A 13,556-nucleotide genomic window follows, 5' to 3' on the forward strand; every position below is an offset into this window, starting at 1 on the left:
GAAATTCTGAAAGGGATACCCAATGATCCTGGATAGCAGAGACCGGCGCATCCTGATGTTGCTGCAACGAGATTCCCGCATGTCGAATGCAGATCTCGCCGAAGCGGTGGGCATGTCGTCTTCGGCGCTGTGGCGCCGGGTGCGTGCATTCGAAGAGGCGGGCGTGATCGAACGCTATGGTGCCGTGGTCAATCCGCTCCGTATGGGGTTGGGGTTTCAGGCAATTGTGCATGTGCATTTGACCCGTCACGATCCAGAACGGATCGTCGAATTCATCCAGGCCGTAGAACGCCATGACGCCGTGGTGGAGTGTTACGCGACCACCGGGCAGGCGGATTACCATATGCGGGTGCTGACCCAGGATCTGGAAGTCTACAATCGCTTTCTCGAAGATTTCCTGTTTCGCCTGCCCGCCGTTGCCAGCGCACAGACCAATGTGGTTTTGCGGTCGATCAAGCAGAATGAACCAATATCCGGCTAGGACCATGCGGGATTTGCAGTGATTCCTTGTCAGGATATCGCAAGCACCAAAAAAGCGCGAAGTTGAGAGCTGGCGGTCCCATGGGGCGAGTGCGGGCTGTTTCCCCTTTGGAAACAAAGAGGAAGCTATGGCGGACATGGTTAACGCAAAGTCATCCTGAATCCGTCAAATAGGTGAATTTCCTTGCCTGAATTGGATTGGCAGCCAAGAATGGTGTCTATTCAAGTCAAATTTTTTCGACCTCGCCGTTTTGGAAAGGCATCGCATGTGATCCAAATGCGCACCGGAATACTCAAGGTCATGGCCCTGACGTTCTTGATTGTGGCGATAGGCACAGGAGGTGCGCGCGGCGTCCGAGCAAACCAGTTGAATGCTCCGATGCCGGTGATCGAGTTTCAGGCCGGTGATACGCTGCGTGAGTTGGCCGCGCAGTATTTGCAGGACCCGGACCTGTGGCCGGTGGTTCTGACATTGAATGGCATCCTCTCTCCTGCCCAGGTGGTTCCCGGCGTGCAGTTACGTATGCCGGTTGAACAGGTGCGGGCGGCTGATGTTGCTTTGACCGCGTCGCTGGATGCGATCCAAAAAGCCAATGCAGAGGGGGCGCAGATCTTTGCGCCCGTCGAAATTGACAGCGCCATCAACAATCGCGAACAGGCCGGTCTGCAACGTGCAGTCGGTGAATGGGAGGATGTTGTCGCGCTGTCCGATATTGCCACGGGATTTGCACAAGAGGCGTTGGCCATTTCCGTTGCCCAGCGGGATCGCTCAGCCGAAGCTGTGGTGTCGGACGTTCAGGGCAGCGTCGAAGGACGGTCACCCGCGGAACCGACATGGTCCGGGCGGACCCTCAACGATGTTCTGGTCGAATTCGAGCGCATGCGCACTCTGTCGAATTCGACGACACAGATCACCTTTCGCGACCTCAGCCGATTGCGTCTGAATGCCAATTCCAACGCCACCATCCAGCGCATGCGGTCAGATCCGCTGACCGGAGGCGAAGTGACCAAAGTGTCGCTGGTCAACGGGGATTTCTATGCGCTGCTGAACCAGCTGTCGGACAATACCAGCTTTGAAATCGATGTGCCCGGAGTCAAGACGACGACGGATTCCACCGACTTCTGGATCAAGAACGACCAGAAGGGCGCGCGGTTTGTCAATTACGACGGGCCGGATTTGGCAATCCAGCAGGGAAAAAACACGATTATGGTCGGGGCGAACGAGGGCGTGGTCCTGAGCGGCGGTGACGCCAAACGGGCGGATGTTCTGGGTGCGGTCGATCTGACGCGGCCCGCAGCCGAGGCCATTGCCTATGCCGGTCAGGTCGATCTGGCCTGGGCTGTGGTACAGGATGCCAAAGGATACTGGCTCGAAGTGGCACGCGACCCCGGTTTCAACCAGATGCAGGTGTCCGAGTGGGCGATCCCCGAGGCGGGGTTCAAGGCGCGGGATCTGGCACCGGGAGACTACCACTGGCGAGTTGCGGCGATTGATTTGTTGGGCTTGCCGGGATCATGGAGCCATCCGCGTGTTTTTACCATGCGTATAGACGAAACCCCGCCATTCCTGACAGTTTTGTCACCTGCCACGGATAGCCTGGTGACCAGTTCCCAGGTCGAATTTCTGGGCGTGACCGAAGCGGATGCAATATTGAACCTGAACGGGGAGCGGCTGGAACCCGGTGCGGATGGCAGCTTTGCCGCGACGCTGACTTTGGAACCGGGTGAAAACCAGATCCGTGTTGATGCTCAGGATCCTGCGGGGAATCGGACGACACGGGCCATTTCGGTGGTCTACCGTCCCGTCGAGCAGGTTTCGATCACGTTCTCGGATCAAATTCCCAGATCAGGTCAGGCGCTTGCCACACGCACGGAACAGATTTCGGTTTGGGGGTTCAGTACCGCGGCTCCGGGGGCGGATATGGTTGTGATTGGTTCCGAAGCCGAGACCGTCCGGTCCCGTATCGGTCCGGATGGTGGGTTCCGGTTCTCTGTACCAGTCAACGAAGAGCCGTCGACGTACCGGGTAGAGATCCTGTCTCCGACCGGAGCAGTCGAAGGCCGAGCAGCGTTTTCGGCGTTGCAAGACCGGACGCCGCCCGATCTGGATCTGGACTTGCCACCGCCGCAGGCCACCGGCGAGCCGGAGTTGCGGCTGGAAGGCGATGCGGGAGATGCGGTGCGGCTGATGTTGAATGATGCTCCGCTTGCCATGCAGGATGGCCGGTTTTTGATCGATGCGGAATTGGAACCGGGGCAGAACGTATTCGAACTGGTCGCTGAAGACGCAGTGGGGAATCTGCGAGTTCTGCGGTTGGAAACCCTCTTGGATGTGGACCCGCCGCAAATCATCAATGTCGATCTGGGGCGGCCGAACGGGGCAAATGGTCCGATCGAACTGAAGGTGGAGGCCACCGACGCCAGCGGTCTGCGACAGGCGGCGTCCTATGTACTGCGCATCGGAGACGTGGAGCGTGAAGGCTTCCTGCGGTGCAACGCTGCACAGAATATATGTTCGGCGAGCCTGCCGGCCGAGCCTGGGGAGCTCGAGTTGGTGGAGTTGATCATCGAAGACTACGCCGGAAACGCGGCATACGAATAGCACTGGGATGGGCCTAACCGGGGTCTCGATGAAGACCCCCCTGGGAAATGCGACAACGAGGTACGGATGACAGCACAATTCACAAGGAGGGCAACCCGCGCTGTGGCGCTGGCCGTTGCGACAGTGTTGAGTCTCGCACCAGTTGCCGACGCTGACGGGCCAGGACTGGATACCGGAAAATTGGTTGTCTATGGCGCGCTTGCGCCCAGTCGCGAAGGCGATGTGGACCGGCGTGAACAGGTGTTCTTCAGTGTGCCAAAGGGGCTGCGCGACCGGATCTATATCCGGGTGTTTGACCCCGAAACCTCGGGGCAGGATGATTTCACCTATGGGGGGACCGGCAACGCAGAAACTGCGTTTCGGGTGTTTGGGGGCGAAGGTGCCTTTAGCGCTGCCGAGCGTCCCGTGGCCGTCGCCGATGATGCGCGTGAACCGCGCCTGACAAAATCCGTCCCCGTGACCGGTCCGGGCAAGATGCTGACCGAAAAACTGTATGGCAATGACCGTGCGACGGACCAGCGGTGGGTCACGCTGACCGGAGTGCGGACGCGACAGGGCGAGATCATCGGCGAACGGGCCTGGTTCCGCATCGACGTGCAGGGCACCGGCGGTGATGACGGCAATGGGTTTACTGTGGGGGTGAGCCTGTCGCGGGATCGGGATCGCGCGCCCGACGGGCTTGAGATGTTTTCCTATCAACCCACCGTGCGATGGGAGGCAGGTGCCACCCCGACGCAGGTTTGGTTTGACGCCCCAAAACCGGGCAAGTTGACCGTCCAAAGCTTTGATGGAGCCAACGGTCGCCTGGCGCTGTTGACCCAATACAAGGATATCGACCTGCCGATTTCCGGGCAGGACCATTGGCGCTCTGCAGAAGTCATGGTGGATGAGAGTAACCTGTCGTTGTCGCTGTCGGGTGGGTTTGAAACCCCGAATGACGTCACGCTCGCAGTCTATGATAGCGACGGCAATCCGCTGCCTTTGCGGATGCCCCCGTTGCGCGCACCGGAACCAGAGCGCCCGACGGCGGTTGGTACGGCGCGACCTCTGGCCGATTGCCGGTCGGTGGCCTTTGACGGCAACCTGTCGCGCGGTCTGACACCGCTGGGAGTCGAATGGAGTTTCGGGGACGGTCAAAGCGCTCAGGACGCGGTGATCGCCTATCGGTACAGCGAACCAGGGCGCTATACGGCGCGTTTGCGTGTGCTCGAAGAGGGCATTCGTCCGGGCCGTGGTGCCGAAATTGATGTGCCAGTGCATGTGCGCAATGCCCCTGTGGCGGTCGCCGGGGCGGACATCGTGGTTGCACCCGGGCAGGCGGTCACCTTTGAAGGCGGAGGGTCGAACCCTTCGGACAGTCCAATCACCCGGTATCGCTGGAGTTTTGGCGATGGGACTCTGGCCCAATCGGTGCGCGCAACACATGTCTATGCCCAGCCGGGACAGTATCGTGCGGTGCTGCGGGTCGAGGATGACAGCCAGCATCCTTGTAACTTTGGTGTGGCAACGCGGCTGGTTGCTGTGAACTTTGCCCCCGTCGCCGAAGCGGGCACGGATCAGAGCGCGGTTGTCGACCAGCCGGTGTTTCTGTCTGGCGCGGCCAGCTATGATGTGGATGGGGCCGTTGGAGCCTGGCAATGGGACATGGGTGACGGTACCGTTCTGAACGGGACCAATGTTTCCCACATCTACCGGGACTCCGGGGTTTATACGGTTCGGTTGACCGTGACGGATAACAGCGGTGTCGCCAATGCTTCGGCCGTGGATCACCTGCAGATCAGCGTCAACGCTCCGCCGGTGCCAGTGTTCGCCATTCCGGATCGTCCGGTGTCCGTGTCCGAGGCCGCGTTGTTGGATGCAGGGGCCTCCAGCGACGCCGACGGGCAGATTCTGTCCTACATCTGGGACTTTGGCGATGGCGCATCTGGCGAGGGACCACTGGTCACCTATGCCTGGACGCAAGCGGGTGAATTCACGGTTACACTGACGGTGATAGATAACAGTGGCACCGCTTCGGCGTTGCAAAGCACGACCCGTGTGGTTCGTGTGGATGCAGCCCCTGTGGCGAATGCGGGTGCGGACCAATTTGTCAGTGCCAGCGAGGTGCAATTTGATGGAGCAGGATCGGCGGATCCCGATGGCACCATTACCGAATGGCTCTGGGATTTTGGCGACGGCAGCACGGGGCAGGGGCCCAATCCGCGCCATGTCTATGCACGTCCGGGTGTTTATGAGGTGTCCGTGCGGGTGCGCGATGACAGCGGCGCGCCGCTGAATGTGGCGCGCGACCGGATGCGGGTCACGGTGAATGCCGCTCCGATTGCCGACGCCGGCCGCCCCCAGGTCGTGGCACCCGGCGAAGAGTTCCTGTTGTCCGGGCGTGGATCAATTGATCCCGATGGCGCGATTTCCGAATATCTGTGGACCTTCCCTGACGGCGGCCAAGCCACCGGAGAACGGGCGGCGCATCAGATTTCTGACCCTGGTTTGTATCGCATCGGATTGACGGTTACCGACGATTTCCCCGGCCCTCCTGCACAGGATGAGGCGGAGACCCTGATCACCGTCAATGCCCAACCTGTGGCCGTGGCAGGGGCCGACCGGTTGGTGGCGCCGGGAGACAGTCTGGTGTTTGACGCGGGCCAAAGCTTTGATCCGGATGGTCAGATCATTTCCTACCGTTGGGAGTTTGATGACCTGGGCGTGCCGCTGGATGCACAGCGGGTTGAACGCGCCTATGACGCGCCGGGAACCTGGAGCGCGCAATTGGTCGTTACCGATGACAGCGGCGTGTTGAATGCAGTTGCTGATGATGACGTGACCATCCGGGTCAACAGCGCCCCCGTTGCAGATGCCGGTGATCCGGTGATCTCGGATGGTTTGATTGTGACGCTGGATGGTTCTGGGTCAGCCGATGCTGACGGTGATCCGCTGATCTATCGTTGGGACATGGGCGATGGGTCGGGGCCGATCTTTGGCAAGACGATATCCCATACCTATGACAAGGCTGGCAAGTTCCCGGTGACCCTGTTGGTGGACGACGGCACCGGATTGTCCAACGCCCTGTCCACCGACGCCACAACGGTTTCCGTGCGGGCCCGCCCGATGGCGGATGCCGGGGGCAACCGGGATGTCTGTTCCGGCCAGCCGATCCTGTTTGATGCGTCGGCCAGCGCCGACCCGGACGGTGGGCTGTTGCTGTATGAATGGGATTTCGGGGACGGCAATACTTCGGATCTGATCAACCCGACCAAGACCTATGAACAACCTGGTATTTACCCGGTTACGCTGAAAATCCGCAATGAAACCGGCACCGATTGGGGAACAGCCATGGACCGCATCGCGGCATTGGTGCGCGAGGGCCCAATTTCGGATGCGGGGGCGGACCGCACTGTATGTTCGAACCAGCAGGTGCGTCTGGACGGGTCGGGATCGACCGATGCGGATGGTGCAGTGAACGCCTTTGCCTGGGATTTCGGCGACGGCAAGGCGGCGAATGGCGAAACCCCGCTGCATATTTTTTCCCGCCCCGGCACATATACGGTCACGCTGACGATTACCGGCGAGGCGCGCGGCGGTTGTAGCCCGTTGGATTCCGACACGGCGATCTACAAAGTGATCGCAGCGCCCGAATTGAAGGTGGAGACCAACGACCGTGCCGCTCAGGGGTTGGACCACTTGATGTCGCTGAGCCTGCGCGAAGGGGGCACAGATCTGCCGTTGGATGGGGTCGAAATCACTTGGGATCTGGGAGATGGCACGACGGCAACTGGGCCGTCCCTATCGCATGTGTACGCCGAGCCCGGCGAATATCTGGTCAAAGCCACTGCACAATTGCCCGAAGGCTCAAGCGACAGCAGCCGGATCTGTGGTCAGCTCGAAGCTGTCCGCAAGATCATGGTGAATGCTGCACCCGTGGCCGAACTCTCCGCACCGGACCGGGCGTCGATCGGTGAAGCGCTGACTTTTACCGGGTTGGGTTCGTTTGACCCCGACGGGGCAATTGCCCTGTTCGAATGGGAATTTGGCGATGGGGCCAGTTCAGTTGGGGTTGATGTGAGCCACCGCTATACGCAGGCCGGGACTTATCCGGTGATCCTGCGTGTCTATGATGATGCTGGTGTCGGTAATTCGGTTGTGGAACGCCGCCATACGATCACTGTTGAACCGGCGCCCGATCCAGGATTGGCGCTGTCGGGTCAGGTATGCCCTGCACAGGATGTGCCATGGTCGGTTCAGGTGCCCGAAGGCGCTGCGGTCGCCTGGAACTTTGGGGAGACCAAAGCCGAGGGCGCGGCCGTGAGCCACGCGTTTTCGGCACCCGGTCTGTATCCCGTTTCGGCGGTTCTGGACGACGGGGCCAACCTCCCTGGCAGCCAGCGCCGGATCGAAGTCTATCAACGCGTCAATGCCGCGCCCACCGCTTTGGCCGGGGCTGATCGCATTGTCTGCCCCGGAGACGTCGTCGTGTTTGACGCGGGGGCGTCCTCGGATCTGGATGGCAAACTGACGGAATGGGAATGGCAGTTTTCGGACGGAGAGGTGCTGACGGGTCCGCGGGTTGAACGGGTGTTCCAGTCCGCCGCCGACATTGCGGTTACCTTGACCGTGCGCGATGACAGCGGTGCCGCGGCATGTGACACGGGACGCGATACTGCACGGGTTTTGGTCAATGCTGCGCCGCAGCTGGATGCGGGCGAGGATCGGACTGTGTCGATTGGCGGATCCTTTGACATCGAACGGTTTGAACCTGCTCGGGTCAAAGACCCGGACGGGCATGGGGTGATGCTGGATTGGTCATTTGGCGACGGAGCACAGGCAACCGGGCGCGTGGCGCGTCACGGATATCAATCCGCCGGAACCTACACCGTGACCTTGACGGCACGTGACAGCACAGGGTTGGCCTGCGGTGTCGCGCAGGATCAGCTCCAGGTCACCGCAACTGCCCGAAACTAAGGCACGTCAAAGCGTAAAAACAAGCCCGCGCTGCGCAATACCGGTGACTTCCCGGCGGATTCCTTTAATCTGCCGGGCATGCGGTTTCCTTTGCGCCTCAAGTTCTTTGTCTTTGCAGCGGCCCTGGCGGTTGCACCTTTGGTGATGGTGGCACAAAATCTGACCCAGTTGACACGGGACGAATTGAAAAGCGCCGCCAACGAGAGCCTGACCCTGGTCGCCGCGCAATTGCGTGAAGATTTTGATGCAACGTTTCAGGGGCGCTGGTTGACCCCGCTGATGGTGATCCGCAATGGGGTGGACAGCATCGATCTGGGCGTTGCGCAAAAGATGTCACTGCTGACGCTGGGGCTTCAGGAACTGTCGGATGTGGTGGCGCTGCAGCTTAGCGTCGAGGGCGCACCGCAGCCTATTCTGGTCACCAACGAAGCGTTTTCGCAAAAGCTGGTCGAGGCCGGCATTGACCCCGTCCAAGCGCTCACAACCGGGCCCGATCTGTTGCGCTCCATTGCCGCGACCGGGCAGTTTGGCCGCCCATTGGTGTCACGACTGCCGGGAACAGGTCGTTGGATGGCAACGTTGGCTCTGCCACTCAACCAGAAGATCGCAAACCGGCGTGTCACCATGGTGGCCAAGGTTGACCTGTCCATGCTGGGAGAGATGGTGCGCCGACATCCCTTTGCGCAACGGGGCGAAATCACTGTGATTGATCAGGCCGGTCGCACCGTTCTGGTCGATGACATGCAATTGCTGACAGAGCGGCAGATCGTTCAATCCGCCCTGCCGCTGATTGTGGCCGGGGCGCGGGCCGACGCGCTGGAACCCTATGTGCGTCCGGACGGTCAGGCGATGCTTGGGGCTTATGCCTTTCCCGATTGGTTTCCCTGGGCTGTGATCACCGAGCTGAGCGAAGCAAATGCCTATGCGGTGGTCAATGCGATCACCCGACAGATTTTCGTTGTCGGGTTGGTTGGGTTCGCCATCGCCAGCTTGGGTGCAATGCTGTTTGCCCGTCGCCTGACGCGGCCGATCCTGCGTATCGGTGAGGTGGCAGAACGGGTCGGGAGCGGTGATTTTGGCGCCCGGGTTCAGGATGTTCGGTCGCGCGATGAAATCGGCGACCTTGCGCGCCGTTTCAATCAGATGATTGCGCATCTGGGAGAGCGGGTCGAATTGATGAAATTCGTGTCGCACGGAACAGTCTCGGCCATTCAGAACGCCGAAGAGACCGGAATGGAGCGGGGCGGCGAACGCAGGCGCGTCTCAGTGATTTTCACCGATATTCGCGGCTACACCGAATTCTCCGAGCGCGTGCCGCCGGAACGGGTGATCGAGGTTCTAAATCAGTATTTCGACGCGCAGACAGATATTGTCGTCCAGCATCACGGGGATGTCGACAAATTCATCGGGGATGCCCTTGTCGCCGTGTTCGAAGGCGATGACATGGAGCGGCGCGCCGTGTCGTGTGCAGTGGGGATTACGCGGGCCATGGCCCGCCTGCTCGAAGAGCATCCGGAACATGAACTGCATGTTGGCATTGGAGTGGCGTCGGGCGTGGTCGTCATGGGGGCCATGGGCGCGCGTGATCGTATGGATTTCACTGTGTTGGGATCAACGGTAAACCTGTCGGCCCGCCTGTGTTCCAAGGCGGCACCTGATCAAGTGTTGACAGATCGGGCCACACGAGACGCTGCGCGCGGATTGACGGGTGTCGATTTCGACGAACTTCCGGCAATTCCGCTCAAAGGCTACGCCGACCCGGTTCCGGTCTTTGCTGCAACGCCACGCCCGGATGTTCATGGGGATCAATATCAAGCGGAAAATGCCCCGGCGGACTTGCGATCTGCCACAACCGGTGCAGATGCGCCAACCTGATCAACGTCCAACGCCTGTCGTGGGCTACCCGGTGTAAACCACCCAGGCCCAGACCATCGCGATATACGTCAGATGATGAGCCGCCTGATCTGTACCCGCAGCACGCCAGAACCCTGCCTGTGTCGGGGTATACTGTTTGGCGTCCGAATAGCGGGCTTTGCAGTAGTCGATGTTGAAATGAACCACCCATTCGATACCGGCCAAAACAAGGGAAAACAAAAACGGTGCCCCAAACAGCACCAGCACCAGAAACGATCCAATCGCGTGAATGCCCGCATGCTGAGCACGTCCCATATGCAGGTATTCGCCCCGACCAGACAACATCTTGGGCGTCTGCATGTAATAATCGGCAAACATATGTTTAATCTGCAGGGCGCAGAGCAACAGCAGAACAGTGCCGACAGACGTTAACAAAATCACGATCCTCGAGTGGTTTGAGCGCGGTTACACTCACAGCTTACGGATTTTTCGGAGGGCTGCAAATGAACCGTTTCACACCGGTTATTTTAGGAAACCAATTGCCTGTTTGCTCTGCAACTTGCTAATCTGGCGCTGAACCCGCGGACAGAGCTTTTTATTTTCTGGAATATTGACATCGAACGTACCCTTTTTGGATTCATCTGGAAGTACTCCAAACGTGACCAACTGATCCTGTTGGCTGTCACGACCAGTTTGTTTCCATTGCTTTACCTGACGCTTGAGCTGCCTAAACGCATCATCAACGATGCCATCGGATCACAGACCGCCGTCATTGACGTCTTTGGCATTCCTGTAGAACAGATCATGTTCCTGGGGATTTTGTGTATCGCCTATCTGCTGTCGGTTCTGGCGCATGGGCTGATGAAAATGCGGATCAACACGATGAAGGGTGTGTTGGCCGAACGCATGCTGCGTCGTTTCCGGTTCCAGTTGATCGCGCGGGTTCTGCGGTTCCCGCAGCCCTATTTTGAACGGGTGAGCCAGGGCGAATTGGTGTCGATGGTCACCGCCGAAAGCGAACCGATGGGCGGTTTGATGGGGGATGCGATCAGTCAACCGGTACTGCAGGCCGGTCAGATGATCACCATTCTGTCCTTTTTGTTTCTGCAGAGTGTCTGGTTCGGGTTGGCCGCTGTCGCGCTGATTCCGCTACAGGCCTGGCTGATCCCCAAGCTGCAAAAACAGATCAACCTTCTGAACAAGAAGCGGATCAAGGAAGTGCGGGCGCTGGCTTCGGAGATTGGGGAAAGCGCAGCCGGGGCGTCGACATTGCGGATCAACGGGGGCTGGCGCTATCGGTTGGCGATGATCACGTCGCGCCTGGGTCGTCTGTACGAGATTCGCTTTATCATCTACCAGAAAAAGTTCTTCATGAAGTTCCTCAACAACTTCATCGGGAACCTGACCCCGTTCTTTTTCTATTCGGTTGGCGGGTTTCTGGTGCTTCAGGGCACCGTGTCGCTGGGGGCGCTGGTGGCGGCACTGGGCGCTTACAAGGATCTCTCGAGCCCCTGGAAGGAATTGTTGGCCTATTACAACCAGACACAGGATATGGCGCTGCGCTGGGACGTGATCCTGGAACGCTTTGCCCCGGCGGGGATGGTGGATGACGACCTGATGAAGGGCGAGCCCGAGCAAGTGTCGCATCTGTCCGGTGATATTGTGCTGGAGGGGGTAAATGTGCGCGACAGTGACGGGAATCTGGTCTTAGAGGATCTGAGCGCAACGCTGCCGGCGGGCAAGGTTATCGGGATTGCAGCCCCCAGCGAAGAAGACCGCCGCGCGATGGCTGAATTGCTAACCCGTGAATTGCTGCCGTCGGCTGGCAAGCTGCGGTTTGGGGATCAGGATGCAACGAAACTGCACCAATCCATTGTCGCAGCGCGGATCGGTCATGCGACGTCACGGCCAGTGATGTTCCAGGGTACGTTTGGCGACAATGTCATGATGGCAATGCGCCCGCGTCCGCAAGAGGAGTCTGACGACCCCAAGGTTCAGGCCGACGCGTCACGGGCAGGAAACAGCCCGGATGCCTTTGACGTGCCCTGGGTTGATCCGTCGATCGCCGGGCTGGCCAATGATGACGAATTGCGCGCCTGGTGGTTGCAAATCGTCGAAGGTATGGGATCAGGAACGGCGTTGTTCCGACGCGGGATTGATCAGCACTTTGATCCGGCCGCCCATCCTGAACTGGTGGCCCGGTTGATTGAATTGCGGCCAGCGATACAGGGAGCCATCGACGAGGCCGGCCTGCGCCAGTATGCCTTTCTTCTGGACCCAGAAAAATACAATCACGCACTGCCGGTGGCCGATAACCTGCTGTTTGCCTCGCCAAGGGAGCCGATTACCAAGGAAATGATGGTGGGTCAGTCCGGGTTCCTGGAAAAATTGGCCGAGCTGAAGCTGGATGATGACCTGGTCGCCCTGGCCCGGGACGTGATTGACATGCTGCGCCAGATCTTTGGATTGGATGGGACTGATCACCCGTTGTTCCGCAAATTGGGGCTTGAGCCACGCACCTATGATGCTGCGCTGGCTCTGGTAGAGAAAACCCGGGACGGTGGCGTCAAGGCGCTGGAACCTGATGAGCTGGTAGAGCTGTTGATTGTGCCCCTGCGGATCTCGGCCGAACAGATCGGGCCTGGGTTTGGCGATGAAATGAAACAGCGGATACTGGATCTGCGCCGCGGACATGCGGCCGAGATTCTGGAAACGCTGGGCGACTTGTTCGAACCGCTGGCGCGGGACCGCTTTGCCCCAGGCCTGACGGTTCTGGAAAACGCGATGTATGGCAAAGTTTCAGAGAACGCGGGCAGCAAGGGGGACGAGCTGCGGAATCTGGTGGCGGATCTGCTGGTGCAACACGGGCTGCGCGACATGGTGGTGGCACTGATCTACGATATGCCCATTGCGCTGGGCGGCCAGGGGTTGGCGCAGGTGTTTGCTGAACCATTGGCCTTTTGTCGGGCGACAATCAAAAAGCCGGACATTCTGATCCTGGACAATGCGTTGGCCAGCTACGATTTCGAAACCCAAGTGTCGGTCTACAAGAACCTGCGCAAGCTGCTGCCGGACACGACGCTGATCTATCTGAACAACAGCTTTGAAAGCGCTGACGTGTTCGACACGTTCTTTGAGCTGCGGCAAGGACGGTTGGTCAGCGAGGAGCCCCATGTGGACGTCGCAGGCGACGGGGCGGCCAGTCAGGATTTGGCGCTCAAAGTGCGGGCGCTGGAGCAGATTGACCTGTTCTCCGGGCTTAACCGCAAACAGCTGCGGTTGCTGGCTTTTGGCGCACGCTGGTACACGGCAGAACCGGGGCAGGTCGTTTTCCTCAAAGGGGACAAGCCGACAGACGGTGCCTATGTCGTGATCGATGGCGAAGCGGGTTTGTATTTGCCCCAGGACGAGACAGAGGATCAGCTGATTGTCACGGTTGGCCCGGGGCGGCTTGTGGGTGAATTGGGCCTTATCCGCAAGGAGCCACGCGCGCTCAGCATGGTGGCTGCCACGGATCTGAATTGTTTGCGGATCGGCGAGGAAGAGTTTCTGGCGGTGGTTGAAAATGATGCCCAGACCGCATTCAAATTGTTGCAGGTCGTCGCAGGATATGTGTCCTAGGTGTCATCTGGATTGCTGCGGGACACCAGGTCGCTGAGCCGGA

At 59.5% G+C, this 13,556-nt stretch carries 6 protein-coding genes; 5 read left to right on the forward strand and 1 reads right to left on the reverse strand.

Translation table 11 applies throughout. The features are described from left to right. Nucleotides 1–22 precede the first annotated feature (22 nt). From QEZ52_RS03610 to QEZ52_RS03625, 4 genes are all read left to right on the forward strand, one after another. Nucleotides 23–481, forward strand: a complete 459-nt coding sequence (locus QEZ52_RS03610) for an Lrp/AsnC family transcriptional regulator (RefSeq protein ID WP_406648050.1) — start codon at nt 23–25, stop codon at nt 479–481. 276 nt (nt 482–757) lie between these two features. Further along, nucleotides 758–3,082: a FecR domain-containing protein gene (locus tag QEZ52_RS03615; RefSeq protein WP_406648051.1), complete on the forward strand. Its 2,325-nt coding sequence runs from the start codon at nt 758–760 to the stop codon at nt 3,080–3,082. Between the two features lie 66 nt (nt 3,083–3,148). Further along, the gene (locus QEZ52_RS03620; protein WP_406648052.1) at nt 3,149–8,038 is read left to right on the forward strand and encodes a PKD domain-containing protein; all 4,890 of its coding nucleotides are present in this window, start codon (nt 3,149–3,151) and stop codon (nt 8,036–8,038) included. 78 nt (nt 8,039–8,116) lie between these two features. Next, complete coding sequence (locus QEZ52_RS03625) at nt 8,117–9,913, forward strand: adenylate/guanylate cyclase domain-containing protein (protein ID WP_406648054.1); 1,797 nt, start codon at nt 8,117–8,119, stop codon at nt 9,911–9,913. A 24-nt stretch (nt 9,914–9,937) separates the two neighbouring features. On the opposite strand, the gene QEZ52_RS03630 is transcribed toward QEZ52_RS03625, so the two are convergent. Next, a complete protein-coding gene (locus tag QEZ52_RS03630) occupies nt 9,938–10,327 on the reverse strand; it encodes a DUF3307 domain-containing protein (RefSeq protein ID WP_406648056.1) in 390 nt (129 codons plus the stop codon). A gap of 231 nt (nt 10,328–10,558) precedes the next feature. On the opposite strand from QEZ52_RS03630, the gene QEZ52_RS03635 reads away from it, so the two are divergent. Continuing rightward, complete coding sequence (locus tag QEZ52_RS03635) at nt 10,559–13,513, forward strand: ABC transporter transmembrane domain-containing protein (RefSeq protein ID WP_406650284.1); 2,955 nt, start codon at nt 10,559–10,561, stop codon at nt 13,511–13,513. The last annotated feature ends 43 nt before the right edge of the window (nt 13,514–13,556 follow it).

The sequence above is a fragment of the Aliisedimentitalea scapharcae genome (genome assembly GCF_045277565.1).
Lineage (GTDB): Bacteria > Pseudomonadota > Alphaproteobacteria > Rhodobacterales > Rhodobacteraceae > Aliisedimentitalea > Aliisedimentitalea scapharcae.

Bases quoted from the DNA above. Each gene is read 5' to 3' on its own strand.
- QEZ52_RS03610 (WP_406648050.1), top strand. From the start codon at position 23: ATGATCCTGGATAGCAGAGACCGGCGCATCCTGATGTTGCTGCAACGA.
- QEZ52_RS03615 (WP_406648051.1), top strand. From the start codon at position 758: ATGCGCACCGGAATACTCAAGGTCATGGCCCTGACGTTCTTGATTGTG.
- QEZ52_RS03620 (WP_406648052.1), top strand. From the start codon at position 3,149: ATGACAGCACAATTCACAAGGAGGGCAACCCGCGCTGTGGCGCTGGCC.
- QEZ52_RS03625 (WP_406648054.1), top strand. From the start codon at position 8,117: ATGCGGTTTCCTTTGCGCCTCAAGTTCTTTGTCTTTGCAGCGGCCCTG.